The sequence below is a fragment of the Streptomyces sp. NPDC044061 genome, from assembly GCF_056434305.1.
This window is the reverse complement of the sequence record NZ_JBWKFL010000029.1, coordinates 74,274-99,042: the sequence shown is the minus strand read 5'-3', so window position 1 is coordinate 99,042 and position 24,769 is coordinate 74,274. Positions and strand designations below refer to the sequence as shown.

Genomic DNA, 24,769 nt, shown 5'->3' with positions numbered 1-24,769 from the left:
TGCCCCGGTTCGCGTTCGTTTCGCCCCGTCCCCGACCGGCATGTTCCATGTCGGTGGCGCGCGGTCCGCTCTCTACAACTGGGCGGTGGCACGACAGTCCGGCGGCAGGTTCGTCCTGCGGATCGAGGACACCGACGCGGCCCGGAACAAGCCGGAGTGGACCGAGGGCATCATCAGCGCGCTCGCGGCGATCGACATCCATGGCGAGGACCCGGCCTTCGAGGGGCCGTACTTCCAGTCGCACAACGCCGACCGGCACCGGGAAGCGGCTCAGCAGCTCTTCGCGGCCGACCGGGCGTACTACTGCGACTGCACGCGGGAGCAGCTGAAGGAGCGCACGGGGTCGGAGCACCTCGGGTACGACGGGTTCTGCCGGGACCGGGGGCTGGCCTTCGAGGAGGGGCGGGCGCTGCGGTTCCGGACGCCGGACGAGGGTGAGACCGTCGTGGTCGACCTGGTCCGCGGGGAGCCGGCGTTCCCGAACAGCGCGATCGAGGACTTCGTGATCGCCCGTGGCGACGGGTCCCCGGTCTTTCTGATCGCTAACGTCGTGGATGACCTGGATGAGGGAATCACGCAGGTCATCCGAGGCGAGGAGCACCTGTCGAACACGCCGAAGCAGCAGCTGCTCTGGGAGGCGCTCGGTGCGCAGCCGCCCGTGTGGGCGCATCTGCCGGTGATCGTGAACGAGAAGCGGCAGAAGCTGTCCAAGCGTCGGGACAAGGTGGCGCTGGAGGACTACCTCGCGGAGGGGTTCCTGCCCGAGGCGATGGTGAACTACCTCATGCTTCTCGGCTGGGGCCCGGGTGACGACCGGGAGATCAGGCCGTACGAGGAGCTGGAGCAGCTCTTCCGGATCGAGGACGTCAACACCGCGCCGGCCTTCTTCGACGTGAAGAAGCTGACGGCGTTCAACGGCGAGTACGTCCGCGCCCTGTTGCCGGAGCAGTTCGCCGCCGCCTGCGCTCCGTGGCTCGTCGCCCCGTACGCGCCGTGGCGGCCGGAGGCGTTCGACAAGGACGTCTTCGAGGCGGCGGCTTCGCTGGCCCAGACCCGGCTGGCGTTGCTTTCCGAGATCACCAGCTATGTGGACTTCCTGTTCCTCGACGAGCCGGTCGAGGACGAGGCGTCGTGGAACAAGGCGATGAAGGCAGGCGCCGGCGACATTCTGTCGGACGCCCGCGCCGAACTGGCCAGCGTCGCGGACTGGAAGGCGGACGACCTGAAGGCCGTCCTGCTCGCCGTCGGCGAGAAGCACGGGCTGAAGCTGGGCAAGGCTCAGGCGCCCATCCGGGTCGCGGTCACCGGCCGGACGATCGGACTCCCGCTGTTCGAGTCCATGGAGCAGCTCGGCCGGGACCGCGTGCTGGCCCGTCTGGACGCCGCCAGCAAGAAGCTGGCCGCGCAGGCTTAGCCGCTGGTCAGGCGACCTGCGCCAGGAGGTTGCTCCAGGCATCGCCGAAGTAGTTCAGGTCGAACCGGACCAGGGCTTCGTACGCCGCCTTGGCCTCGGTGTGGCGTGTCGCCGCGCGCTGCCGGACCTGTGCAGGGAGGCGGCGGAGGTCCGGGGCCGGCTGGCGAGCCAGTGCGGCGAGGTCGCCCAGGCCGGCCACCGGGCGGATGAGGCAGGGCAGGCCGAGGAGTAAAGCCTCGGCGGCGCAGCGGCTCCAGCCCTCCCGCATGCGGGGGATGAAGACGCCGACGTCGCAGGCGCGCAGCAGACGCAGGTACCGCTCGCGCTCGACGTCGTAGTGCGCGCTGTCGAGTCCGATGGTGTTGCTGCCGCTGGTGATCACCCGCAGTCCGGGAACGCTGGCGAGGGCTGCGGAGACCTCCTCGGTCCCTTTCCAGTGCACGGCCTTGCCCGCGTAGACGACGATCACGTCGGGTGGCAGGCCGAACTCGGCGCGGCACTCGGCCCGGTGGTAGCCGCGTGCTTGCTCTACTTCGGCCATGTCGAAGGCGTTGTAGATCACCCGTACGTTACGGACGCCTCGGGCGCGGAGCTGGTCGGCCCAGTACGGGGCGACGCACACGACGGCTGCGCACTGCGTCAGAACGCGGAACAGCTGCTCCCAGAGCATGGCCTCGATGGGGGCGGAGTCATGTTGGAGCGGCTCGTAGTGGTGTAGGAGGAACACCGTGCGGGCGCGCATGTCGGGTGTGAACAGCAGCAGGCTCAGGTCGTCCCACACGAAGGTGCCGGTGGTGCCGTGCAGCGCCCGTATGGAAGGGGCCAGGCGGGCGAGGTGGCGGAGCTTGCGCCAGCGGCGGACCCCGTAGGTCCGCTTGTGGTCGGGGACGGTGCGCCATTCCACGTCGTCGGCCGTCACCTCGTGGAGCATTCGTAGGTAGACCCGGCCGCCGGTCCGGCCGACCGGCTCCATCGAGTAGACGACCCGTTTCACGGATGTACCTCCTGTGTGTGGTGGACGTACTCGGCGTGCAGGCGCGCGTGCATGGTCTCCAGATGGGGGCCGAGGTCGCGGGTGGCGTCGGCGAGGGGGAGGTGGAAATCGCCCAGGGTCTGGAGGAACCGTCGGCGCCGGTCGAGGTTCGGGGACGTGGCGAGGTCGCGCAGGTTGTGCAGGCGGTCGGCGAGCCGGACGAGGAGGTCCTCAGGCGGGAGCGCGGCCTGCTTCGCGCGCCAGCGGGTCTCGTCGCTTACGGATTTCGTGCGCTGTTCGAGGCGGTGGTCGGCCGTCATGGCACGCAGGCGGGCGGTGAACGGGCCGCCGAGGTGGTGGACGAGCAGTGCTTCCGACTCGGGCGCTACCTCCAAGGTGTCATGGAGGAGGGCGAGGAGGAGGGTCTCGGGGCGTCGGACGCCGATCTCCGTTCGCAAGAGCCTGACGACGGCCAGCGGGTGCTCCAGGTATGGGGTGCCCTGGTCGCGGGTGTGGCCGTCGTAGACCGTGAGCGCGAGGCCGGCGGCCACGCGGGCGCGGGACTGCTCGTCCGGGCTCCACGCGGCGGCACCGAGCACGGTCAGGACGTGGTCGAGATCGATGGGGTTCATCCGCCTCACCTCGTATGAAGGGACGCGGCATGGGGATCGGGGATGTGATCGGCGAGCAGCAGGGTGTCCCCGACGGCGAGGGCGTCGAGGCGCAGGTCCACCGCTGCTGCCACGGCTTGCTCAGCGGTCCGCAGGATCGGGGTGCCTTTGCGGTTTAAGGATGTGTTCAGCAGCAGCGGCAGTCCGGTGAGGTCGCGGAACTGCTCAAGGAGATCGCGCAGGGCCTGGTGGTCGGCGGCGACGGACTGGACGCGGGCGGTGCCGTCGTGGTGGGTGACGGCGGCGACGCGGTCGGCTCGGCACCGGCGGACGGTGGCGACGCGGTTCATGAAGGGGTCGCCCGCCGACATGAACCATTCCGTGGCGTGCTCGGCGAGGACGGCTGGCGCGAACGGGCGGTACGCGGCTCGCTTCTTGATCGCGTTGAGTCGGTCCCTCGTGGCGGCGTGACTGGGGTGGGCGAGGATCGAGCGATGGCCGAGGGCACGCGGCCCGAATTCGAGTTGTCCTCGCACCCAGCCGACGATGCGGTGCTCGGCGAGCAGTGCCGCCACTGTGGGTGCCAGGCCGAGCCCGAGGTGCGGCAAGGCGTAGTAGCCGGTCGGCACCGTTGTCGCCGGCAGCGCGCCCGGGTCGGGGCCCCAGGCCGCGTCGGTCGGCACCGGCAGGCGCTCCTGCCCCAGTTGGTAGTGCCAGCCGTAGAGCGCGGCGCCCACAGCTGTGCCGGCGTCGTGCGGGGCCGGTGCGACGAAGAGGGTGTCGAAGCCGCTGTCGGCGGCCAGTTGGCCGTTGAGGTGGGAGTTCAGGGCGCATCCGCCCGAGAACACCAACGCTGAGGCCCGAGTGAGTCGTTGCAGGTGGCGGGCGATGTGGACGACCGATCCGGCGAAGACCTCCTGGACGGCGGCGGCCAGGTCGGCGCGCTTGTGTTCCGGCTGTTCCGCGACGTTGTCGGCGGTCCAAGCCCGGCCATCGAGCAGCAGCGGTGTGCTGCTGTCCGCAGAACCCCACGGGTGGTCGATGCGGACCTCGCCCTCGTCGCCGAGCCGGACCAGTTCGCGGATGTGTGCTCCGTAGCGCTGGGGATCGCCGTAGGCCGCGAGTGCCATCATGCTGCCTTCGGGCTCGTCGCCGGGTGGGATCACCCGCCGGGCGAGGTTCCGGTAGAAGTGCCCGAGGGAGGAGTGGACGCGCCGGGGCCCGACCGGGCCCGGCACGGCGGCGGGCATGCCCTGGTAGAGGCGGTCGATGCGATCGGGCCACAGGTCGTACCCCGTGATGCGCTCCCGGCCAGGGCCGAAGTCGGAGCCCAGTGAGGAGCCGCCAGCGTCGATGACGAGGCCCGCGGCGTGCTCGTGCCCGGAGAGCAGGTAGCCGGAGAGCACGTGGGCCGTGTGGTGGGAGAGGAGGCGGAGGTGTTCGCCGAGCGGGGCGGGCAGGAGGGCGGCGAGTTCCTCCCGCTCCTCGGCCAGCCACCAGCCGGCCGCGGGGTTGGGACGCATGGAGGCCGCCCAGACGGCGTCCACATCCTCCGTTGCAATGCCGGCGGCCTCCAGGCACCACTGGAGTGCGCGGGTCGGGGCGGTGAGCGTGCCCTTGCGGGTGGGGTGGTTGTGCTTGACGCCGCTCCAGCGCTCCTCTTCGGCGGCGTAGATACGGCCGTCGACGACTAACGCGGCGGCCGTGTCGTGGTGGAAGTTCAGTCCGAGGACTGCGGGCATGGTGGTGTACCTCCCGGTCAGACGGTTAGGGCGGGGACGAGTGCGGCGCCGGAGTCGATGTACTCGTGGCAGCGCAGGCAGAACCGGAAGTGGTGCGCGCGCGGCGCGAACACCTTGGCCGCGAAGTCCTCGTCCCAGATACTGAACTCGCTGTCGTCCTTCGCCATGGCGTTGAAGCAGCGGTAGCAGGACCCGTCCATCTCGATCATCAGGTGCTGGTCGAGGTAGCGGTCGCAGAGGCCGCGCAGCTCGTTCGCCGGCTGGCCCACGTCGACGTGGTGCACGTGGTTGGTGACATGAATGGCGCCGTACTGCTCACACAGCGCCCCGAGCTGCGTGAGCCGGGTGGAACTGATGCCTTCCAGGACACTGTTGACGACCACGGTCTTGCCGGCTTCGCGGAGGCGGGGCACGACGGCGTACACCTCGTCGTAGTTACCATGTTCGTCGTCGCAGCCGATGAGGATCTGGTCGTATGAGCGGAGGGTCGCCTCCATGATCGGCTGGTTGCGGGCCAGGGTTATGGCGTTCGTGCCCAGGACCATGACCTTGTCCGGCAACCGCGTGCGGGCGGCGTCGCTGAGCGCCGGAAAGTCCCGGTGCACGGTGGGTTCGCCGCCGTTGATGTGCAGCTGCTGGAAGGGGATGGTCTCCAGCCGGGTCACGATGGTGGAGAACAGCGACAGGGACATGTTCTCGCCCTGGGCGCCGTCGGCGAAGATGCAGAAGTCGCAGTGCCGATTGCACTTCGTGGTGATCTTGACCTTGGCCGTTTTGAGGGTGCGGGGCACCGGCGCACGCGGGGTCATTGGCGAGACTCCTTGGTTCAGAGGTGGACGTCGTCGGGCGTGAAGCTGAGGAAGTCCTGGACGGTGGTCTTCTGCTGGTGCCAGCGCGCGAGGGCTGCGCGCAGGATGTCGGCGGTGGTGGGCCCAGTGGGGATCAGCGCCGCCATCCGAGCGGCCAGCCGCTGGGCGGCAGTCGCCTCGTCTGCCGCGAGCACGGTCAGCGTTTGTGCGGCGGAGCGGAGTTCCTTCGCCTCCCGCAGGATCAGGTACTCGGTCGCCACGCCGGGCGGCGGATCGAGGTAGTACAGCCAGCGGGCGACGCGTACACGGAGCATGCCGGCCGTCATCACCCAGCCAGTACGAGCGTGCTCATGCCCCTGGCCGTCTGGGCGGCCCCCGTCAGGAACGCGGCGCATGGCCGCCTCCAGAGCTACATGGGCCGCGCGGAGCAGGTGGCGCGGACTTCGCGGTCGGACATCGGAGCGGTTCTCTGAGTGCCGGAGGAACAGCTCGGCGTATCCGTCCAGTCCCTCCGGCCGCCACTGGGTGAGGGCCGCCGTCTTTCCGGGGCAGCGGGTACGGGTCGCGAGTGCGGAGGCCGCGAACCAGCACGGGGCGAGGTAGTGCCACGCCACGCAGTGGCGTCGGTACGCGGCGATGTCCTCGACCACGTTGTCCGCGCTGTCCGCAACCAGCTGGTATCGGCCGCCCATCCGAGCCTGGAGGATCCCCCGATAGAACCGCTCATCGACCTCGCACCAGGGCGCCATCTGGGCCCGGGACTTCCAGCGTTGGAAGTCCCGCGCGCTGCCGCTGATCAGTGACCAGGTCGCGAGTTCGGGCGCGGAGACGAGTCTCCCGTCCGTCTCGGTCACGGTGAACGCGAAGCCGGGCGGGTGCTCCAGGAGACGTCGATGGAAGACTTCCCGGTCGACTGCGGCGGTGTGTGCGGCGGCCAGGCGGTGGTTCCACTCTTCCCAGTCCGCAGGTGCCTGGCGCAGGATGACGCGTACGTCGATGTCGGAGTGCGGAGCCAGCAGGTCGGCCGGCTGCCATTTGTGGGTGAGCATCACGGCTCCGACGCCGTGAGCGTCCAGTTCGTGTTCGTACAGAGCGCCGAGCTCCTGATAGAGAGGCGGCGCGTCGACCACAACCATCACCGCTCCCCGGTGGCGGCGCGGGCGCAGGAGGGGCCGGCCGCCCCCGTGGGGAGGACGGGCAGCAGGGGCAGGACCGGGGTGCCTTCCGGGCGCTCCATCCGGTCCCAGCGCAGGTCGTAGTCGACGTAGTGGAAGCCCTGCCAGGCGTCGTTGGTGTTGCGGTCGAGCATGGCCTGGAAGAGGTGAGCGAAGGCGTCGCTGAGGGTGCCGTCGGCGAGGTGGGGCTTCAGGGGGATGTCGCGGTTGTGCAGGATGCAGGGTCGCGCCACTCCGGTGGGCGTGATCTTGATCCGGTTGGCGTCGGAGCAGGTGGCGCAGCTGGAGTTGGAGATGAAGCCGATCGATCCTGCCCAGCCGTCGGGACGAAGGTACTGACCGGGGCTGCGGACGCCCAGCTGGTCCCGGGGGACTTCGCCGGCGTTCGCGAACCACTCGTGGAGACGGTCGCGGACCTCTGCCTCGGTGATGAACTCGGTGTCGAAGAGCGCCTGGGCGGGGCCGATGTTCTGGAGTTCGATCAGGCGGACGGCGACGGGCAGGTCGCGGGCGAGTTCGGCCACGGCGAAGGCGTCGTCCAGGTAGGTGCGCTGAAGAACGCAGTTGATCTTCACTCGCAGGCCGAGGGAGAGGGCGGCGTCGAGGGTGCTCCGGGTGGTGCGCGGGTCGCCGCCGCCCATGATCGCGGCGGACCGCGCCGGGTCGAGGCTGTGGAGGCTGAGGTTGAGGTAGGTCAGGCCGGCGTCGTGGAGCTGTTCGACGCTCAGCCCCCGGCGCAGGTTGCCGTGGCTGGTCATGCCGATCGCGGCATCGGGCCCGAGGCCGTCGGCGAGGCCCGCGATGACGTCGAGGATGTCGGCTCGGAGGGTCGGTTCACCGCCGGAGCAGTGCGCCTTCCTGATCTCCCAGGCTCCGGCCTCGGTGGCGATGGCCGCGTAGTTGGAGGCGGTCAGGGGCCGGTCCTTGTGCCCGTAGTCCGGCATGCACCGGGGCTTGCAGAACACGCAGTCCAGGTTGCACAGCGAGTTCAGGGTGAAGGCCAGGTAGGGGTGGTTGCGGCCTGCGGCGGCGAAGGTGGCGGCCAGGTCGTCGTGGTCTGCGGTGGGCATTGGTCAGCCTCCTACGAGCGGAGAGCGGGTGGCGGGCGCCTCGGCCAGGCCGTTGAGGGGCTGGCCCGAGAGGTAGCGGTGCAGATTGTCGGCGAAGAACGCCACCGCCTCGTCCATGTACGCGTGGCAGAACACCGAGCTTTTCGGGGTGAGTACGACCCGGGGGTGGAGCCGCAGCGGATGGCGGGCGGGCAGCGGTTTCGGATCGAACACGTCCAGGGCCGCGCCGCGCAGGTGGCCGGTGTCGAGGGAGGCCAGGAGTGCTGACTGGTCCACGGTTGCCGCGCGGCCGAGGTTGAGGAAGAGAGAGCGGGGCTTGCACGCCGAGAAGAGGTTGTGGTCGAAGTAGCGGTCCGTCGCCGGGGTCGCGGGCAGCAGATTGACCACTACGTCGGCGACGGACACCGCTTGGTGCACCGCCGTCGTGTGCACCCACGTGATCCCGCCCTCGGAAGCCGCAGGTGGTGTCCGGCGCACTCCGATGACGTTCATGCCGAAGGTCCGAGCGGCCTGGGCGAGGTGGCGTCCGACGCTGCCGCAGCCGACGATGGTCATCGTCGCCCCCGCCAGGTCGAAGAACTCCTCGGCCAGGTCGTCCTTCCACCAGGCACGGTTCCGCTGGACTCGCTGGCTGATGAACAGCCCGCGGGAGAAACCCAGGATCAGGCCCATGGCGTGCTCGGCCATGGGGCTGCCGTGGAAGCCGTACGAGCGGGTCAGGGCCACCCCGACGGAGTGCGCCTCGGCGACGGGCAGATGGTCCGTGCCGGCGGCCGGGGAAGCGATCCACTTCAGATGTGGCGCGGCGAACAGCCACGAGGGCGCGAATCGCCACCCGAAGTAGACGTGTGCGTCGGCCAGCTGGTGCGGCACGGCCTCCTCGGTCGCCCTGCGGAACTCGATGCCGGGGAAGGAGGCGGACAGCGCACGCTCGTGATCGGAGGACAGTCGCCAGAAGGAGTGCGGGGACTCCAGGCTGATCAGCGCCACCGGCTGGTTCATCGCGCGCGGCCCTCCGCGGTGGCTGACTGCGCCAGCGCCCAAGGGGCGATGCGGTCCATGACGGAACCGACGCTGGCCTCGTAGTCGTGGCGGGAGCGCACCAGGGCCGCCCCGGCGCTCCGGAGTCGATCGCGTTCTCGGGGCAGGACGGTCAGGGCCCGGTGCAGGGCTGAGGCCAGCGACCTGGGGTCCTGCGGTGCGGCCGTGAAGCCGGTCTCGCCGTCGATGACGGTCTGAGCCAGGCCGCCGGCCGTGGTCGCGACCACCGGGCCCGCACCGGCTGCGAACGCCTCCAGGGGTATCCGGCCGAAGGGCTCCTCGCGAGAGGGAACGATGACCGCGCGCAGGGCCGGGCTGTGCAGCCAGGCACGGATCGCGGGGGTGAAGCGAGTGATCAGAGTCGCGTCCAGATCGTGCGCGCGGATGTGTGCCGCCAGGTCTTGCTGGTACGAGGAGGGGTGCTTGTGTTCCTCCAAGGTCACGGCAGCCAGCAGCAGGTGAGGAACGGGCTTCAGCAGACGCAACGCCTCCAGGAGGTCTTCGAAGCCTTTCGTCGGGACTGCGCGGCCCATGGCGAGAAGGAATCCGGCGCGGGCCTTGAAAGGCAGCGGCAGAGCCGTGGCCGGCCTAACCATCTCCTCACGGATCAGTCCGTTCGGGATGCTCACGATGCTCGACCGTGGGACGGCGTAGTTGACGACGAGGTGGCCTCGCATGTGGGAGGAGATGGCCCCGACGCGCGCACCTCGGAGTGTCGCCGCTCGCAGGGCGTCCCGCTCCCAGCGGACGCGGGAGACGTCCTTGGGCCGCGTCAGCGCGGTGGTGGAGCGGGGCACGAGCAGCAGGTCCGTGGTCGGCGACGTGTAGGGCGCGAGCCCGAGGAACGGGATGTCGAGGCCGACGAGGAGGCACCGGCTCGCCCGCGCGGCGATGCGTATGGCCGCCTCGCCCGCCAGGTCGCACAGCTGAACCGAGCCGCGGATCGAGTCCGGCGGCGCGTTGACCTTCGGGATCGTGATGACCTCGGCCGCGGCCTGTCGCAGCATCTGCCGCACCTCGCCGGCCCACCGCTGATCATGCGCTCCCGCGGTCTCGGGCACGTGCGGGGTGATCACTGAGAGGCGGCCTGTCGGCAGGAGCCGGGCCAGTGCCGTGAGGAAGGCGCGGTTGCTGAAGCCGGTGCCCGACTCCGCGCCGTAGAAGCCCTCGTGGAGAGCGACGACGACCCTGGGCTGGCGAGCGGCCTCCGGCACAGCCGTGGGTGAGGGTGGGGAAGTCGCATGGTCGATGCACACTGTGTGGTGCCTCCTTGGAGGACGGGTTTGGGCCGGCGTGGACATCAGGCGCCGGCGGACGAGGAGCACGGCCTGTGGGTGAGTCGGCACCAGGCACGAGAGCCGTTGGTGCCAGTCGTCAGCGACCAGGCATCGGCCAAGGCATCGACGATGACCAGTCCCCGTCCTGATTCGGCCTGCTCGGCGGGAGCGGTAGGAGAAGCGGGTGCGGGTCGGGAACAGCCGCCGTCGGTGACGGTGATCTCGATCTCCAGGCCGCCGCTGGCCAGACTCCTGCGGTCGACGCACAGAACCAACGGCGGACTGCCCGAGACGAAGGCGTTCGTCGCGAGCTCCGACCCGATCAGGCGGGCGTCAGCAAGTACGTCCGTCTCAGTGCCACGCAGTGCCAGCGTCACGGCGCCCCGGGCGACCTCGGCCGCTTCCGGCCCGTACGGCAGATCCGTGATCAGGGTGGTCGTGCCGTCGCCGGCGACGAGCCCGCGCCCAGGGGCGGAAGTTGGTCGTCCGGCGTCACGGTCCAGCACACCGCCCGGTCGGCCTGGGGAGGTGCTCGTGTGCTGTCTCAAGGCCCACCTCTTTCTCCGTCGGCTCGGAAGACAGGCGCCTCCGCCGGGATCCAAGAACACCGGAGGGAGACGGTCAGACAGGACCCGATCAGTGGGTCAACTCGGTCAACTTCCAGGCGACGGTGGTGATTCGTCCGTCCAGGGGCATCACCATGGGGCTCGCGAAGTGATGGACGAACCACTGGAGCGAAGGGTGGTCGCACGTGGCACCGCAGACAGGCGAGCCCAACGTCGTACTGGCGGGGTGCCTCGACGAACTCGGGTGGAGCCCGAAGGCGCTCGCTCGCAAGCTCAACCGGGTCTTCGGCGCGGGGACGGTGGCCGAGTCGGCGCCGTACCACTGGCGGGACGCCGGCTCCCTGCCGCGTTCGCCATTGCCGATGATGGCCGCCTACGTGCTCTCCCAGGAGCTGGGTAGGAATGTCTCGGTAGCCGAACTGTGGCAGGGCCGTGTGGGCGACTCGTCAGCGCTGGTCCCCGCGGACACGGATCTCGCGCGGCCTTGGACCGCGCAGGGCATGGAGGCGATCGTGGAGGACTGGGTGATGGGAGGGCTTGTCGACCGTCGTCGGTTCCTCGCGATCTCGGGCGCGGGACTCCTCGCGATCGTGGCCCAGTACCTTGACGGCACCGCGGGACGCGGCCAGTACACGCCCCGAATGACGTTGTCGCTCGGCACCGATCCGCTCGTGGACCAGGTCGAGCAGCACCTCCCCATGCTCCAGTTGCTCGATGACGAGCACGGAGGGGCACGCCATCTGCCCTACGTCGGAGCACAGTTTCGGGCCGTCGGGCTGCTGATTCGCGAAGGCGGCCACCCTCCGGCTGTCGCGAGCCGTCTGATCCGCGCGCTCGCGGAGATCGGCCAGCTGGCCGGCTGGATGGCCTTCGACGCGGCCGACCACGGACTGGCGCAGCGCTACTTCGTCACGGCGCTCCGGGCCGCGCATCAGGTCAATGATCTGCCCCTGTGCGCCCACATCCTGGGCGACCTCTCCTTCCAGGCGGCGAGTCGAGGACACCCCGCGGACGCCATTGCGCTCGGTGAGGCCGCCCGCCGGGCAAGCGACGCCGCCCCGCTGGCCGTCCGGGCATCCGTCCTGTCCCGACTCGCGTACGCCTACGCCGCCGCCGGCCGTGACAACGACTTCGCCCACACTCGTGGCGCTGCCCGCGAACTGATCGCAAGCCGGGACCGCAGCCAAGAAGAGCCCCGCTGGATGTACTTCCTCACCGACAACCACCTGGACTGCCAGGCCGGTTACGGCCTCATTCAAATGGGTCGTGCCCAGCAGAAGGCGGAGAGCGGAAAGAAGAGCCGTCGCTTCCTCGCCCAGGGGACCGAGATGCTCAGCTCCGGGGCGTACGACGTCCCGCGCGGCGACCCAAGCCAGCGCCGAGCCATGTTCGAGGGAGCCTGGCTGGCCCTGGGCCACAGCGCGCACGGAGACCTGGAGGCAGCCTGCGAGATCGGCCAGATCGCCGCCGACCGCCTTGATGCCGTCCGCTCGCCTCGCAGCGCGGCGCTGCTCCACCAGCTTGCCGCCGACCTCCGCCGCCGACAGCGCAACCCTCACGCGCGCGGCCTCCTGCCAGCCCTGGAGGACGCCCTCGCCCAACACGCCCCATCGACGCAACCCGGCCGTTAGGGTCAGTCCATGACCGCAGGGGAGCGCGTTGTCATTGTCGGGGCTGGGGTGGCTGGGCTCACCACAGCCGTGGTTCTCGCCGAGGCCGGGGCTTCGGTGCACGTGATCGCGGAGCAGGTGCCGGGGGCCACGTCGCTGGCTGCCGGGGCGATGTGGGGGCCTTACCTGGTCGAGCCGAAGGACAAGGTCGACCAGTGGGGACAACGGTCCCTGCAGATCTTCCGGGAGCTGGCCCAGGACCCGGCGACGGGTGTTCGGCTCACCAGTGGCATCGAGGCATCCCGCACGGCCGAAGCCGCGCCGGACTGGGCCACCACATTGCCGGGTTTCCGACCGTGCCAGCGGGCCGAACTACCGGCCGGGTTCACGGCGGGCTACCGATTCACCGTGCCACTGATCGACATGCCCACCTACCTCGACTACCTCCTGCGCCGGCTCCGCGATGCCGGGGGTGTGGTCGAGCAGCGACGGCTGACCTCGCTCTCGGACGCCGGTCCCGCTTCGGCGATCATCAACTGCGCGGGCCTTGGCGCACGCGACCTGGTTCCGGACCCTGACCTCCGGCCCATCCGCGGCCAGCACGTCGTCGTCACCAACCCCGGGCTGACCGAGTTCTTCTCCGAGGACACCGGCCTCTCCCCGGACCTCCTGTGCTTCTACCCCCACGGCGACACCGTCGTCCTGGGCGGCACAGCGATCGACGGCGAGGGCGATCTGGCCCCCGACGACAAGGCGGCTGCCGGCATCCTCGCCCGCTGTGCCGAGGTCGAGCCCCGACTCGCCCAGGCTCGCGTCCTAGAGCACCGGACCGGCGCTCGACCGACCCGCGCCACGGTCCGCGTGGAGGAAGAGGTGCGGGACGACGGCACCGTGGTCGTGCACAACTACGGGCACGGAGGCGCCGGCGTCACGCTGTCGTGGGGGTGCGCCGAGGAGACTCGGGCGTTGCTCTCCGTAAGGTGATCTGCACGTGGAGGAACAGACGTTGCGACGTCCGCAGCGCGGGATCGTTCAGGGAGCTCCAGCACGCTTGTAGCCAGCCGCTCGCCCAGTGGTCGGCCTACTCCACCCCCGATGTCCCGGCGGAGATCCTCGCCGGCTTCCTTGCCGCGCTCGACGCCCGCGATCAGCCCACCCTGCCGTGTGGTGGCCCCGAGCTGGTTCTCGACGCTGTTAGGGCGCACGGGTGGCTGCGTGACGTCGACCAGCCCGGCACGGGAGCGGTGGATCCGACGTTCGCCTCCCACATCCGCCTCGGTGAGGTGCCGCCCCTCATCCAGGATGGCGATCCACTGGCGCTGGTGGCTGTGGCTGACGAGGCGGCCCTGGCCGGGTGGCAGGCGTGGGCCGAGCCGGTGCTCGGCGCGGGCTACCTGTGGGCGGCTTCGTTCAGCAGCAGCGTGCCGCACGACCTCGTCGCCGCCTTCGCCGACTCCCTCAGCTCCAGCGCACCGGTCCTGCGCCGGGTGCTGCCCGAAAGTACACGCGATCGGCTCCTGCGCGCTCCGGCCTACTGAGGGCCGTCCAGCGCACTGAAGCCGGGCTCCCCTCGGGGAGGCCCGGCTGCAGTACCCGTGGAGTGGGCAGCCGTTGGTGTGCGGCCAGTTAGTTCTCTTCGTACAGGTAGCGGCACCGGAAGGGGTCTCGCGCGCGGAGGGCTTCGACCAGGTGCCCGCATTCGGCACAGTCCTCGTCGGTCATGAGGGCGTAGACGTTGGTGGGCATGGTGCCGTCGGGGAGCGGGTCGACGTACTTCAGGCACAGGTTGACCAGGGCTGCCTGCATCGCCTGGTGTTCGAGCACCAAGTCGTTCGCAAGCCGCTTCTGCGCGAGCGCGGCGTCTACCTCGTTCGGGGTGCAGCTGTAGATGAGGTCGTGTTCGGCAGCGGTGAACGGGCTGCCGTTGCGGCGATACAGGAGATCGAGGTCGCGGCGGGAGGTGTCCCATTCGGTGAGAAGGACGACGACGTCGGGGCGAACGGAGGAGTGGGGCACGGGTGATTCCTTGAGCGGTGTCGTGAGAGCGGCGTGTGCTGGTGAGTGGTTCAGGGTGTGCAGGCAGGTGGTGCTTGGGGCATGACGTGCAGCTGCCTTGGTCTGTGGGCTGCGAGGGCGAGGGCTCTCGCGTGGGCAAACGCGCCGGCCGCTCCCGAGACCGCGGTCCGGAGAAGGTGGTCACCGACGCGCTCGGCATCCTGCTGACCGCCGAGCGCGCCGCCCTGCTCTCCGGCCGTGACGACGAGTTCGTCGCCGTGGTCCTCAAGGGGTACACCGGCATGCGCTGGGGCGAGATCGTCGGTCTGGAGACCGCGTTCGTCCGCTCTGGAGCCGTCCGTGTCGAGTGGCAGTTGTACGAACTCGACACGGGGGAGCTGGTGCGCTGCCCGCCCAAGGACGACAGCTACCGCACCATCGACTCGACGGACTGGCTGTCCGCGCTGGTGGCCAACCACATCGCCCGCACGAAGCCCGTGCCGTGCCCCTGCCACGGCAAGACTTACGTCTTCCGAGGGCAGGGCGCGGCGCGCACAGGCGGCCACCAGGGTGCGAAGCTCGTCGACGTCGCCCGTCGTGCCAGCGTTTCGGCCGGCACGGTGTCCAACGTCCTCAACCACCCAGAAGGCGTCACCGAGGCCACGCGAGAGAAGGTCGAGCAGGCCACGCGGACCTCCGGTTCATACGGGGCGGCGTCGTACCGGGGCATGCCGCCCACTGGCGTAGGAACGGTTTCGCGACCTGGTTGTTCACGCCAGCGGTCTCCGGCTGGTACCCGAAGAAGGCACCACAGGAGCCACGGCCGGTGCCCATACTCGGCGAGCCTTGGCCCGGCGTCCCGGCACGGGGGCGGGGTGCCAGCGAACGGGCCGACGCCTGCTGGCTCCCGATAGCCAAGGGACTCACGCCCCACGGCCTTCGCCACACCCACCGGACGATGATGGAGGACCTGGGAACCGAGAAGGTGCTCATGGACGAACGCATGGGCCACATCGACGGTTCGGTCTCGGCGCGCTACGCCCACGTCACCCCAGGCATGCGCAAGCGCCTCATGCTGGGGTGACCGAGCAGTGGGAGACGGCACTTGACGCCCGCCTCGCGATGAGCCCCACGTCACCGGTACGCGTCCTCGATGGACTTCTGCGAGCGCGCCGGGGAGCGCTTCACTAGCACAGGTCGAGCGGTCTCAAGGGGTACACCGGCATGCGCACGAGGGGTGAGGCCAGAGGTGTGAGGAGCCACCGGGCTTGACTGGGTTCAGGTGGGGTCGGAGGAGGACCGCAGCGTCGTAGTGCCGTCGTTTGTGACGGCGGCGGTCTCCCGGCGGCGCAGGCTATAGAACCAGTTGGGTACGGGTGGCCCGTCGCGGCGCAAGAGGTAGGTGGCGTCCTGGAGACGCCGACATTCCTGGACGGGAACATCTCCGGGCCTGTCCTGGTGCTCGTCCCATACGTCGTAGATATCGTCTTCGACTTGTCGGCGCTTGGGTCTGATGCAGGTTCGGGTGACAGGTTGACCTGGAACCTGAGAGGTGGGGTAGGTCAGGTGCGGTCACGCGGCTTGGAGGGCCGGCGTGGTCATGACGGTCTCGAATTCGACGGGTGTCAGCCGGCCGAGCGACGTTTGTCGGCGGCGTTGGTGGTAGGTCCGCTCGATCGCCTTGCGGTGGGACTTTGGTGGCTTCGATGTCTTCGGAGGTCGCCTTCATGGGGCCTGCCGTGTACCCCTTGCAGGATTTCAAGGCCTTGCGAAGATCGTTGATCGCCTGAGCGGCATCCGCTGAGTGGTACGACACAAGGATGAGGATCGCAGAATGGCCCTTCCTGCCCGCGATGCGCTGCACGCTACCGACGGGGGTGTAACCGCTGGCCCCATCGGTTACGGCACTGACCGGCGCGCACAGGGAGGGGGTGGTGTCGGCACGGCGTGCGGCATGAATGACGCCATTGCCGACGCCGCACGTGCCCGCCCCGATCCCTTCCCCCTGAACTCCGGTAAGGTCATGCGCGTCCACGACGGCATCTTCAAGCTGCTGCTGGAGGGCTGGGTGTGGGCGCCCCCCGGCAGGACTCGAACCTGCGGCCAAGCGCTTGGATGACGCCCGGTCAGTAGATGAGGAGCGAGACGCCGCAGAGGCCCATGCCGGCCGTCGCGGCCAGGTGCCACATGCGCAGCGGGCCGTCGAGGACCGACTCCTCCTCGTCGTGATAGTCGAGCCAGTCCCGCCGTTCGGCGGTGGCTCTCTCACAGGGGTCGAGGGTCAGTGCCTGTTCGACCCGGGGCAGGCTGTCGCGTACTTCGGTGGAGGTGAGCAGGAAGTTGCCGCACCAGCCGGGCAGCAGCGCGGCCCGCTTCGGTCCGATGGCGTGGAAGAAGGACCAGACCGCCCAGTCCTTGCTCTGCACGGAGAGGAACAGGCGGTCGCCGATGTCGTCCTGGCCCCACACGTCGTGCTGAATGCAGAAGGGGTCGTCCGCGGAGAGCCCGTCGTACATCTTCTGAACGTGCTCACCGCCGCGGGTCACCTGCAGGAAGTCCTGGGACGGTTCGGACGACATGCCCTCGGTCAACCAGCGCGCCCACCTGTCCTGGGCCAGCGGTTCGTTCCGCTCCGCCTCGATCAGCGGCAGCAGCCGCGCTGCCAGTTCCCCGATGAAGGTGTCGTCGTGGACGCTGATGCTCCAGGCGCTGGTTATTCCCATGAGACGGGACCGTAGCCGAGGGGTCAGACAGTCACGGCCTCGTGGACCAGGCGCCGTAGCTCCGGGAAGACCTTCAGGGTCTTCGGGCGTACCTGGGTCATGAACTGCACGGTGAGGTCGCGGGCCGGGTCGATCCAGAAGGCGGTGGTGGCCACGCCGGTCCAGCCGTAGGTGCCGGGGCTCGACGGGGCCAGGGTGCGGGTGGGGTCGGTCACCACGGAGACGTTGAAGCCGAAGCCGAGGCCGTCGTTGCCGCGTTCCTGGTGGACGGGGGCGCCGAAGGCGCTCAGCTCGGCGTCGCCGGGCAGCTGGTTGCGGGTCATCAGGGCGACCGTGTCGGACGACAGCAGGCGGGTGCCGTCCAGCTCGCCGCCCCGGCGCAGCATCTCCATGAACCGGTGGAAGTCATGGGCGCCGGCGACCAGGCCGCCGCTGCCGGACAGGAAGCGCGGCCGGCCCCGCACCGGGAGTCCCGGGGTCGGCGCGATGCCGCCCTCGTCCGTCTCGCCGTACAACTCGGCCAGCTGCTCGGCCTGTTCGGGGTTGATGTGGAAGCCGGTGTCGGTCATGCCGAGCGGGCGGAAGATCCGCTCGGCGAAGTACTCGTCCAGGGACTGCCCGGAGACCACCTCGACGACCCGGCCCAGCACGTTGGACGCCACCGAGTAGTTCCACTGCGTGCCCGGCTCGAACTGCAGCGGCATCCGCGCGTACACCTCGATGGTCTCCGCGAGGTCCTTGCCCGGTGGCACCGAGTACTCCAGGCCCGCCTCCCGGTAGAGCGCGTCGACGGGGTGCTTGTAGTAGAAGCCGAAGGTCAGGCCGGACGTGTGGGTGAGCAGGTGCCGGATCAGGATCGGGCCGGCTGCCGGACGGGTGTGGACGTCGGTGCCTGAACCACTCTCGTACACAAGCGGGTCGGCGAAGGCGGGCAGGTACCTCTCGAGCGGGTCGTCCAGGGAGAGGCGGCCGTCCTCGACCAGCCGCAGCACGGCGACCGCGGTGACGGGCTTGGTCATGGAGTAGATCCGCCACAGGGTGTCCGCCTCGACCGGCAGCCCCGCGGCGAGGTCCCGGTGGCCGTGCGTGGTGAGGTGGGCGACACGGCCGCCGCGGGACACGGCCACCAGGTAGCCGGGCAGGCGGCCTTCGTCGACATAGCGGGCGAAGTGCTGGTCGAGCCGGTCGAGGGCCTTCACGTCCAGCCCGGCCTCGCCGGGGTCGACTTCCTGTCGCAGCTGTGCCATCGCTCTCCTCCGGTCGCGTCGTACAGGTGCGTCCCCGCGTGCCCGCCGGGACGCACACCCTCATCGTCCCGCAGGAACACCGTGACGGACCCGCTCGTCAGCGGTGTGTGTGATCGATGCGACGCCCGGTCCCGGCAGCGCGCGGGCCGCCGGCACGGCGATCGCGGCCACGGCGGCGAGCACGAGGAGCGCCGTGTGCGGCCCGGCGCCCATCAGCGCGGTGCCCGCGGCCACGCCGATCACGGGCCCCACGTTGAGGGCGGTCTGCTGCAGGCCGCCCGCCACTCCGGCCACCGCCACCTCCGCATGCCGTACGACGACATGGGTGGCCGCCACCATCACCGTGCCGAACCCGGCACCCAGCAGTGCGAACGCGCCGCCGAGGGCGAGCGCGCCGGTGGCCCCGGACAGGACCAGGACGCCGAGCGCGAGCACCGTTGTCGCCGCTGCCGCCGTCCGTCGCGCGCCCACCCGGCGCAGCAGCACCGGACAGAGGGGAGCGGAGAGCACCATCAGCACCGCCAGCGGCAGGCTGCGCAGAGCGCTCTGGAACGGGTCGAGGCCGAGCCGGCGCTGCAGCACGTACGTCTCGACGAACAGGGTGCCGAACAGCGAGGCCGACGCGGCGACGAGCATGCCGAGCGCCGCTGCGACCGCCGGCGAGCCGATCACCTCGGACGGCAGCAGCGGACGCGAGGTCCGCCGCTCGTGCCGCACGAAGGCGGCACCGGCGAGCACGGCAGCCCCGAGTCCGGCCGCCACGGCCGCTCCCGAGGCGGGCAGCCCGACCAGCGTGTGCACCAGACAGGCCAGGGCGAGAGCGAGGAGCAGGGCCCCGGGGAAGTCCAGCGGCGCGCGGTCCACCGGCGGACGGTCCGCTCCGGGGAGCACCAGTGCCGCGAGCCCGAGGCACACGGCGGGCAGTACACCCAGGAAGAACACCGCACGCCAGCCCAGCCCGCTCACCAGCGCCCCGCCCAGCAGCGGTCCCGCTGCCGCCGCCAGCCCGATCGCACTGGTGCGTATCGCGAGCGGCATCGCCAGCCGCTCCGGCGGGAACGCGGCCCGCAGCATCCCGAGCGTGGCCGGTTGCAGCAGGGCCCCGAACAGGCCCTGCGCCACGCGCAGCCCGATCACCCAGCCGATCCCGGGCGCCAGGCCCACGCCCGCCGACGCCAGGCCGGACCCCAGCATGCCGAGCCCGAACATCCGCCGCTGCCCGTACCGGTCGCCGAGCCGCCCCGCGAACACCAACAGGCCCGCCACCGCCACGAGATACGCGGTACTGGTCCACTGCACCTGCGCGAACGACGCGTGCAGCGACCGCTGCAGGGAGGGCTGGGCGACCGTGAGGACCGTACCGTCCAGGGCGACGAGCACCGCGCCCGCCACACTGCTCACCAGCGTCAGCCTGCGGTTCACCGTCCGCTCTCCGGGCCCAGGTGGGCGAGCAGGGCGGCGTCCAGCAGGGGACCGAAGTCCTCGTCTCCGGTGACGAGTTGGAGGCTGTGCCAGCGCCACAGCTGGGCGATGCCGTGCAGGTTCGCCCACAGGGCTCCGGTCACGCGCCGGGCGTCCGCCTCGGGGCGGACCTCCCCGACGAGGTCCGTCAGCAGCGCGAAGAGCGGAAGACTCGTCTTCCTGAGCCCCAAATGGCCGCTTTCCAGGAGATCATGACGGAACATCAGCTCGTACATGCCGGGGTTGTCCAGCGCGAACTCCAGGTAGACGCGGGCAAGCTCCCTCACTCGCGTGCGCGGATCGGAGCCGGCGGCGAGCGCGGGCCGGACCCGCTCGCCCAGTTCGGCGAACCCGCGCCGGGCGATGGCGGACAACAGTTCCCGGTGGGTGGGGAAGTAGCGGCGCGGCGCCCCGTGCGAGACCCCGGCGCGGCGGGCGATCTCCCGCAGCGTCAGCGCCTGCACGCCCTCCGCGGCGACCAGCTCCACGCCGACATCGACCAGGCGGGCCCGCAGGCCCGTGTCGGACTCAGTCATAGACACTGTCTACCAGTCGGTCGTAGGCAGTGTCTACTCGGCTGCTCGTGTGGGCTCGTGCCGGGAATGTGCGACGCCGCGGGCCAGTTGACCCTCGTATGACTCAGGACTCGACGCAGGACGCACTGCTCAAGCTGCTCTCCGACACGCGAGGCGGGGTGCTGGTCACCCTGAAGAGCGACGGCCGCCCCCAGCTGTCCAACGTCAGCCACGCCTACTACCCGGACGAGCGGGTCATCCGGATCTCGGTCACCGACGACCGGGCCAAGACCCGCAACCTCCGCCGCGACCCCCGCGCCTCCTACCACGTCACCAGCGAGGACCGCTGGGCGTACACGGTCGCCGAAGGCACGTCCGAGCTGTCACCGGTCGCCGCGGACCCGCACGACGACACCGTCGAGGAGCTGATCCGGCTCTACCGGGACGTCCTCGGCGAGCACCCGGACTGGGACGACTACCGGGCCGCCATGGTGCGCGACCGCCGACTGGTGGTGCGGCTGCCCGTCGAGCGCGCCTACGGCATCCCGAAGGGCTGAGCCGGGGCGCCCGGAAGAGCCGAGCTGCGGTGCCTCGAAGGGCTGGGGTGCGGTGCCTCGAAGAGTCGAGCTGCAGTCTGCGGTGCTCGAAGGGCTGAGGTGCGGTGCCTCGAAGAGCCGAGCTGCGGTCTGCGGTGCTCGAAGGGCTGAGCTGCGGTGCCTCGAAGGGCTGAGGTACCGCGCCACGAAGGGCTTGGCTACGGCGCCTCGGCGGTGCGCGCCTCGATCGCCCGCAGCACCGCCACCATGTCCTCACCGCCGTGACCCTGCGCCACCGTCTCCTCGAACAGGGCGTGGCAGGCGTCCAGCAGCGGTGAGGCCAGCCGCGCCTTGCGGGCCGCCTCGGCGATGAGCCGGTTGTTCTTGAGCACGTCCAGGGCGGCGGCCTGCACGGCGAAGTCCCGCTCGCGCAGCTTGGGCGCCTTCATCCGGGAGACCCCGCTGGCCATGGGGCCCGCGTCCAGCACGTCCAGGAACAGCCGCCGGTCCAGGCCCTGCCGTTCGGCGAAGTGGAAGGCCTCCGTCAGCCCGGTCACCAGGGTGATCAGGAAGAGGTTCACGGACAGCTTCATCAGCAGCGCGCCCGGCGCCGCCCCGCACACGAACGTCTCCCGGCACAGCGGCGCGAGCAGTGGCCGTACGACGTCCACGGCGGACCGCTCACCGGCGAGCATGGCCACCAGCTGTCCCTGCTCCGCCGGGACCCGGGACCCGGAGACGGGCGCCTCGACATACCGGCCGCCGGCCGCGCGGACGTCGGTCTCCAGGGCGAGGGAGTACTCGGGGGAGGTCGTGCCCATGTGGACGACGACGCGCCCCGCGACCCGGCCGGCCAGGGCGGGCGTGCCGCGGCCGAGGACGGTGTCGACCGCTGCCTCGTCGGCGAGCATCAGCAGCACCACCTCAGCCCGCGCGAACACCTCGTCTGCGTTCTCCGCGACCTCGGCGCCGGCCGCGCGCAGCGGCTCGGCCCGCCCCGGAGTCCGGTTCCACACCAGCAGGGGTGTGCCGGAGGTCGCCAGGCGCAGAGCCATGGGCTGACCCATCACTCCGAGACCGATGAAACCGACGACGTTCACGAGGCCGCCCTCCGCTCGACGGGCCGACTATGACCGTGGTCATAGTAGCGGACGTTATGACGCCGGTCATAGAGTGGGGAGAGTGATCGGAGGTCGGCCATGACGGAGTCGCGGCACGGACCGCGCGAGCGGATGGTGTTCAGCGCGGCCCAGCTGATCCGGCGCGACGGGGTCGGCGCGACCGGCATGCGGGACGTGGCCGCCCACGCCGGGGCGCCGCGCGGCTCGCTCCAGCACTACTTCCCGGGCGGCAAGGAACAGCTGGTCAACGAGGCCGTGGGCTGGGCGGGGCGGTACGCGGGCAAGCGCGTCGCCCGCTTCCAGGCGAGCCTGGACGCGCCGACGCCGAGCGGTCTGTTCGCGGCGATGGCCGCGCAGTGGACGGACGAGTACACGAGGGACGGCTTCGCCGCCGGCTGCCCGGTCGCCGCCGCGACGGTGGAGTGCGCCGCGTCCGGCACCTCCACCCGCGAGGCGGTGGCCGCCGCGTTCGCGACCTGGCGCGGTCCGGTCGCCGAGGCGCTGACCGGCATGGGCGTGCCCGCCGGCCGCGCCGACTCCCTCGCCACCCTGATGATCAGCGCCCTGGAGGGCGCGATCCTGATGGCCCGCGCCGAACGGGACGTACGGCCGCTGACGGCCGTGGTCCGCGAACTCGGGCCGCTGCTGGACGCCGCGGTGGAGTCCTCCGGGTGACGCCCGGCGTCGAGGTGCTTGTTCCGCCCGGCCCGCCGGACTAGCCTCCGCGCGTGATCAATGGAGCACACGTGGTGATCCACAGCCGGGACGCCGAGGCCGACCGGGTCTTCCTGAGGGACGTCCTCGGGTGGCCGCACGTCGACGCCGGGCACGGATGGCTCATCTTCAAGGCACCGCCCACCGAGGTCGCCTGCCACCCCACGGACGGCGAGCCCTCGCACGAACTGATGCTGATGTGCGACGACCTGGAGGCGACCCGGCGGCAACTGGCCGAGAAGGGCGTCGACTTCGCACAGCCGGTCGAGGAGGCCCGCTGGGGCCGGGTCACCGGCCTACGGCTACCTGGTGGCGGCCGACTGGGACTGTACGAGCCGCGCCATCCACGTCCGTGAGCTGGGCCGATCACGGGAGCAGGGCGGGGCCGCTCGGGCGGTAGGGCCGCGTCACTCTCGGCTGGAGAGCCGGGTGTCGGCGCCGGGGCCGCCTGATGGGCCGCGCCACTTGCTGGACGCGATGCCGTGCAATGCCCGTAGTCGGTGAGGACCAGCGCCTGGAGCTTCTCCAGGGCGACCGGCGTCCAGGTTCGGTTCCGCCATATGCGCCGGCTTGGCACCCGGGGGTCCGATCACGCCGCGCGCGGGTCCCTCGTACAACCTTTGCGCGAGGTCACGGGTCTCCTTGATCGCTCAACCGCCGCGTACCGCCGGAACGGAACGAGGTCAGTTCCGGTCGGCCGGGACGGCTCCCCCCTCGACGCATGCACCAAGCAGGAAGACTCAGCGTGTCCCAGCACCTCCGCAGAACCCTGTCCCTCGCCGCCGCCGCGGTCCTGACGGGCGGGCTGCTCACCGTCACGGCAGGCTCCGCCACCGCCGCCGGATCCAACGTGCCCGGCGACTTCAACGGCGACGGCTACCGCGACATCGCGGTATCGGCCCCCGGCGCGTATGTGGCCGGCAAGTCCGGCGCCGGGCAGGTCGTCATCCTGTGGGGCGGCACCACCGACCCCAACAACAGCCGGCGCACCGTCATCAGCCAGGACAGCCCCGGCGTGCCGGGCGGGGCCGAGGCGGGTGACCGCTTCGGGGACGCCGTCGTGGCGCAGGACTTCAACGGCGACGGCTACGCCGACCTCGCCGTCGGCACCCCCGGCGAGGACGTCGGCTCCGACGTCGACGGCGGCACGGTCGCCATCCTGTGGGGCTCCGACGCGGGCCTGACCAGCGGGGTGACGGTCGCCGACCCCGCGCCCGCCTCCCACGACAAGTTCGGCCGGGTCCTCGCCGCCCTGGTCGACAGCGACCAGAAGCCGGACCTGGCCATCGGCTCGGACATTCCGACGATCGACGTCTACCGCGGCGGCTTCACGAAGTCGGGCGGCAACGGCGGCGGCTACCGCTTCGTACCGCCGGCCTCGGTCACGGGCGCCCCGGCGGCCATCGCCTCGGGCAACTTCGGCGGCGAGGACCTGATCGCCGACATCGTCGTCACCGGCGCCAGCACGTACTACGCGCTCGGCTCCGCCACCGGCCTGAGCCCCGCCGGCACCGTCAAGCTGCCCACCAGCACCTCCGTCGCGATCGGCGACTTCGACAACAACTACTACGAGGACATCGCGCTCGGCGCCCCGAACGAGGGCGGCGGCGCCGTCCGCGTCTTCCAGAGCGATGCGAAGGGCCCCTCCGCCACCGTCTCGTACACCGTCACGCAGGACTCTCCCAATATTCCGGGCACGAGTGAACCCGGCGACCGCTTCGGCGCCTCCCTGGAGGTCGCCGCGTCCCACGGGTACGGCTCCCAGATGCTCGCGATCGGCGCTCCCGGCGAGAGCCTGGGCAGCGCCACCGGCACCGGCGCGGTCACGCTCGTTTCCGGCGGCGAGAAGGGCTTCGACGCCATCGGGGCCGACAGCAGCACGTCCGCCCGGTTCTTCGCGCAGAGCACCCCCAACGTTCCTGGGAACGACGAGACCGGCGACCACTTCGGCAGCTCCCTCCACCTGGCCGACACCCACAACGACCTGGAATGGGACCTGCTCGTCGGCGTTCCCGACGAGAACGCGGGCGACGGGGCGGCCGTCTACTTCCGTGGCAACAACGATCCCAGCGCCACCGGCACGCCCGGTATCAGCGCCTCCGGCACCGGCGTATCCACCTCCGGCGCCCCGCAGTTCGGCGCACGCCTCGCCGGCTGAGGCCGAGCGCC

The 24,769-nt window shown here is 70.7% G+C and carries 24 protein-coding genes and 2 pseudogenes; 10 read left to right on the top strand and 16 right to left on the bottom strand.

Annotation, left to right across the window (positions count from 1 at the left end; all coding sequences use genetic code 11):
- Positions 1 to 40 precede the first annotated feature (40 nt).
- Positions 41 to 1,414 (top strand): glutamate--tRNA ligase, encoded by a 1,374-nt coding sequence (gene gltX / locus AC07CM_RS35900; RefSeq protein WP_478880689.1) that lies wholly within the window; start codon positions 41 to 43, stop codon positions 1,412 to 1,414.
- A gap of 7 nt (positions 1,415 to 1,421) precedes the next feature.
- On the opposite strand, the gene AC07CM_RS35895 is transcribed toward gltX, so the two are convergent.
- From AC07CM_RS35895 to AC07CM_RS35855, 9 genes are read right to left on the bottom strand one after another with little or no spacing between them, the layout of a single operon-like run.
- A complete protein-coding gene (locus tag AC07CM_RS35895; protein WP_478880674.1) occupies positions 1,422 to 2,408 on the bottom strand; it encodes a glycosyltransferase in 987 nt (328 codons plus the stop codon).
- Positions 2,405 to 3,019, bottom strand: a complete 615-nt coding sequence (locus tag AC07CM_RS35890) for an HD domain-containing protein (RefSeq protein WP_478880673.1) — start codon at positions 3,017 to 3,019, stop codon at positions 2,405 to 2,407. The genes AC07CM_RS35895 and AC07CM_RS35890 overlap by 4 nt, the downstream gene beginning before the upstream one ends.
- Before the next feature lie 5 nt (positions 3,020 to 3,024).
- The gene (locus AC07CM_RS35885) at positions 3,025 to 4,740 is read right to left on the bottom strand and encodes a carbamoyltransferase C-terminal domain-containing protein (protein WP_478880672.1); all 1,716 of its coding nucleotides are present in this window, start codon (positions 4,738 to 4,740) and stop codon (positions 3,025 to 3,027) included.
- Between the two features lie 17 nt (positions 4,741 to 4,757).
- A complete protein-coding gene (locus tag AC07CM_RS35880) occupies positions 4,758 to 5,549 on the bottom strand; it encodes a radical SAM protein (protein ID WP_478880671.1) in 792 nt (263 codons plus the stop codon).
- 17 nt (positions 5,550 to 5,566) lie between these two features.
- Entirely contained in the window at positions 5,567 to 6,685 is a 1,119-nt protein-coding gene (locus AC07CM_RS35875; protein WP_478880670.1) for a hypothetical protein, read from the bottom strand.
- Positions 6,685 to 7,794 (bottom strand): radical SAM protein, encoded by a 1,110-nt coding sequence (locus AC07CM_RS35870; protein ID WP_478880669.1) that lies wholly within the window; start codon positions 7,792 to 7,794, stop codon positions 6,685 to 6,687. The genes AC07CM_RS35875 and AC07CM_RS35870 overlap by 1 nt, the downstream gene beginning before the upstream one ends.
- A gap of 3 nt (positions 7,795 to 7,797) precedes the next feature.
- Positions 7,798 to 8,796, bottom strand: coding sequence for a D-2-hydroxyacid dehydrogenase (locus AC07CM_RS35865; protein WP_478880668.1), 999 nt, complete (start codon positions 8,794 to 8,796; stop codon positions 7,798 to 7,800).
- Complete coding sequence (locus AC07CM_RS35860) at positions 8,793 to 10,091, bottom strand: glycosyltransferase family 4 protein (protein ID WP_478880667.1); 1,299 nt, start codon at positions 10,089 to 10,091, stop codon at positions 8,793 to 8,795. Before AC07CM_RS35860 ends, AC07CM_RS35865 begins: the two co-directional genes overlap by 4 nt.
- A 44-nt stretch (positions 10,092 to 10,135) precedes the next feature.
- Positions 10,136 to 10,660, bottom strand: coding sequence for an ATP-binding protein (locus AC07CM_RS35855; protein WP_478880666.1), 525 nt, complete (start codon positions 10,658 to 10,660; stop codon positions 10,136 to 10,138).
- Between the two features lie 203 nt (positions 10,661 to 10,863).
- On the opposite strand from AC07CM_RS35855, the gene AC07CM_RS35850 reads away from it, so the two are divergent.
- From AC07CM_RS35850 to AC07CM_RS35840, 3 genes and pseudogenes are all read left to right on the top strand, one after another.
- Positions 10,864 to 12,309: a carph-isopro domain-containing protein gene (locus tag AC07CM_RS35850; protein ID WP_478880665.1), complete on the top strand. Its 1,446-nt coding sequence runs from the start codon at positions 10,864 to 10,866 to the stop codon at positions 12,307 to 12,309.
- A 9-nt stretch (positions 12,310 to 12,318) separates the two neighbouring features.
- Positions 12,319 to 13,272, top strand: a complete 954-nt coding sequence (locus tag AC07CM_RS35845; RefSeq protein ID WP_478880664.1) for an FAD-dependent oxidoreductase — start codon at positions 12,319 to 12,321, stop codon at positions 13,270 to 13,272.
- Between the two features lie 71 nt (positions 13,273 to 13,343).
- Positions 13,344 to 13,826, top strand: a pseudogene (locus AC07CM_RS35840) (SPDY domain-containing protein); the annotation flags it as partial.
- Between the two features lie 88 nt (positions 13,827 to 13,914).
- Here the strand turns inward: AC07CM_RS35840 and AC07CM_RS35835 are convergent.
- The gene (locus tag AC07CM_RS35835) at positions 13,915 to 14,304 is read right to left on the bottom strand and encodes a hypothetical protein (protein WP_478880663.1); all 390 of its coding nucleotides are present in this window, start codon (positions 14,302 to 14,304) and stop codon (positions 13,915 to 13,917) included.
- 134 nt (positions 14,305 to 14,438) lie between these two features.
- On the opposite strand from AC07CM_RS35835, the pseudogene AC07CM_RS35830 reads away from it, so the two are divergent.
- Positions 14,439 to 15,474 (top strand): annotated as a pseudogene (locus AC07CM_RS35830) (LacI family DNA-binding transcriptional regulator); the annotation flags it as partial.
- A gap of 87 nt (positions 15,475 to 15,561) precedes the next feature.
- Here AC07CM_RS35830 and AC07CM_RS35825 read toward each other — a convergent pair.
- Positions 15,562 to 15,798: an S-4TM family putative pore-forming effector gene (locus AC07CM_RS35825; protein ID WP_478880688.1), complete on the bottom strand. Its 237-nt coding sequence runs from the start codon at positions 15,796 to 15,798 to the stop codon at positions 15,562 to 15,564.
- 439 nt (positions 15,799 to 16,237) lie between these two features.
- Here AC07CM_RS35825 and AC07CM_RS35820 point away from each other — a divergent pair, with 439 nt between their 5' ends.
- Complete coding sequence (locus AC07CM_RS35820) at positions 16,238 to 16,402, top strand: hypothetical protein (protein ID WP_478880662.1); 165 nt, start codon at positions 16,238 to 16,240, stop codon at positions 16,400 to 16,402.
- Positions 16,403 to 16,409: 7 nt separating this feature from the next.
- Here AC07CM_RS35820 and AC07CM_RS35815 read toward each other — a convergent pair whose 3' ends face one another.
- Genes AC07CM_RS35815 through AC07CM_RS35800 form a run of 4 tightly spaced genes read right to left on the bottom strand, consistent with a single transcriptional unit; the run spans position 16,410 to position 20,250 of the window.
- Entirely contained in the window at positions 16,410 to 17,006 is a 597-nt protein-coding gene (locus tag AC07CM_RS35815) for a hypothetical protein (protein ID WP_478880661.1), read from the bottom strand.
- Between the two features lie 23 nt (positions 17,007 to 17,029).
- Positions 17,030 to 18,253 (bottom strand): serine hydrolase domain-containing protein, encoded by a 1,224-nt coding sequence (locus AC07CM_RS35810; protein WP_478880660.1) that lies wholly within the window; start codon positions 18,251 to 18,253, stop codon positions 17,030 to 17,032.
- Positions 18,254 to 18,313: 60 nt separating this feature from the next.
- Positions 18,314 to 19,675 carry an MFS transporter gene (locus AC07CM_RS35805; protein WP_478880659.1) on the bottom strand — a complete coding sequence of 454 codons (1,362 nt, stop codon included), beginning with the start codon at positions 19,673 to 19,675 and terminating at the stop codon, positions 18,314 to 18,316.
- Positions 19,672 to 20,250: a TetR/AcrR family transcriptional regulator gene (locus AC07CM_RS35800; protein ID WP_478880658.1), complete on the bottom strand. Its 579-nt coding sequence runs from the start codon at positions 20,248 to 20,250 to the stop codon at positions 19,672 to 19,674. Before AC07CM_RS35800 ends, AC07CM_RS35805 begins: the two co-directional genes overlap by 4 nt.
- Before the next feature lie 98 nt (positions 20,251 to 20,348).
- Here AC07CM_RS35800 and AC07CM_RS35795 point away from each other — a divergent pair, with 98 nt between their 5' ends.
- The gene (locus AC07CM_RS35795; RefSeq protein WP_478880657.1) at positions 20,349 to 20,786 is read left to right on the top strand and encodes a PPOX class F420-dependent oxidoreductase; all 438 of its coding nucleotides are present in this window, start codon (positions 20,349 to 20,351) and stop codon (positions 20,784 to 20,786) included.
- Positions 20,787 to 20,983: 197 nt separating this feature from the next.
- Here the strand turns inward: AC07CM_RS35795 and AC07CM_RS35790 are convergent, their stop codons facing one another.
- Positions 20,984 to 21,865: an NAD(P)-dependent oxidoreductase gene (locus AC07CM_RS35790; protein ID WP_478880656.1), complete on the bottom strand. Its 882-nt coding sequence runs from the start codon at positions 21,863 to 21,865 to the stop codon at positions 20,984 to 20,986.
- A gap of 99 nt (positions 21,866 to 21,964) precedes the next feature.
- On the opposite strand from AC07CM_RS35790, the gene AC07CM_RS35785 reads away from it, so the two are divergent.
- The 3 genes from AC07CM_RS35785 to AC07CM_RS35775 all read left to right on the top strand — a co-directional run bounded on the left by AC07CM_RS35785 (position 21,965) and on the right by AC07CM_RS35775 (position 24,758).
- Positions 21,965 to 22,561, top strand: coding sequence for a TetR/AcrR family transcriptional regulator (locus tag AC07CM_RS35785; RefSeq protein ID WP_478880655.1), 597 nt, complete (start codon positions 21,965 to 21,967; stop codon positions 22,559 to 22,561).
- A gap of 53 nt (positions 22,562 to 22,614) precedes the next feature.
- Positions 22,615 to 22,956, top strand: coding sequence for a VOC family protein (locus AC07CM_RS35780; protein ID WP_478880654.1), 342 nt, complete (start codon positions 22,615 to 22,617; stop codon positions 22,954 to 22,956).
- A 389-nt stretch (positions 22,957 to 23,345) separates the two neighbouring features.
- Positions 23,346 to 24,758: an FG-GAP repeat protein gene (locus AC07CM_RS35775; RefSeq protein WP_478880653.1), complete on the top strand. Its 1,413-nt coding sequence runs from the start codon at positions 23,346 to 23,348 to the stop codon at positions 24,756 to 24,758.
- Positions 24,759 to 24,769 lie beyond the last annotated feature (11 nt).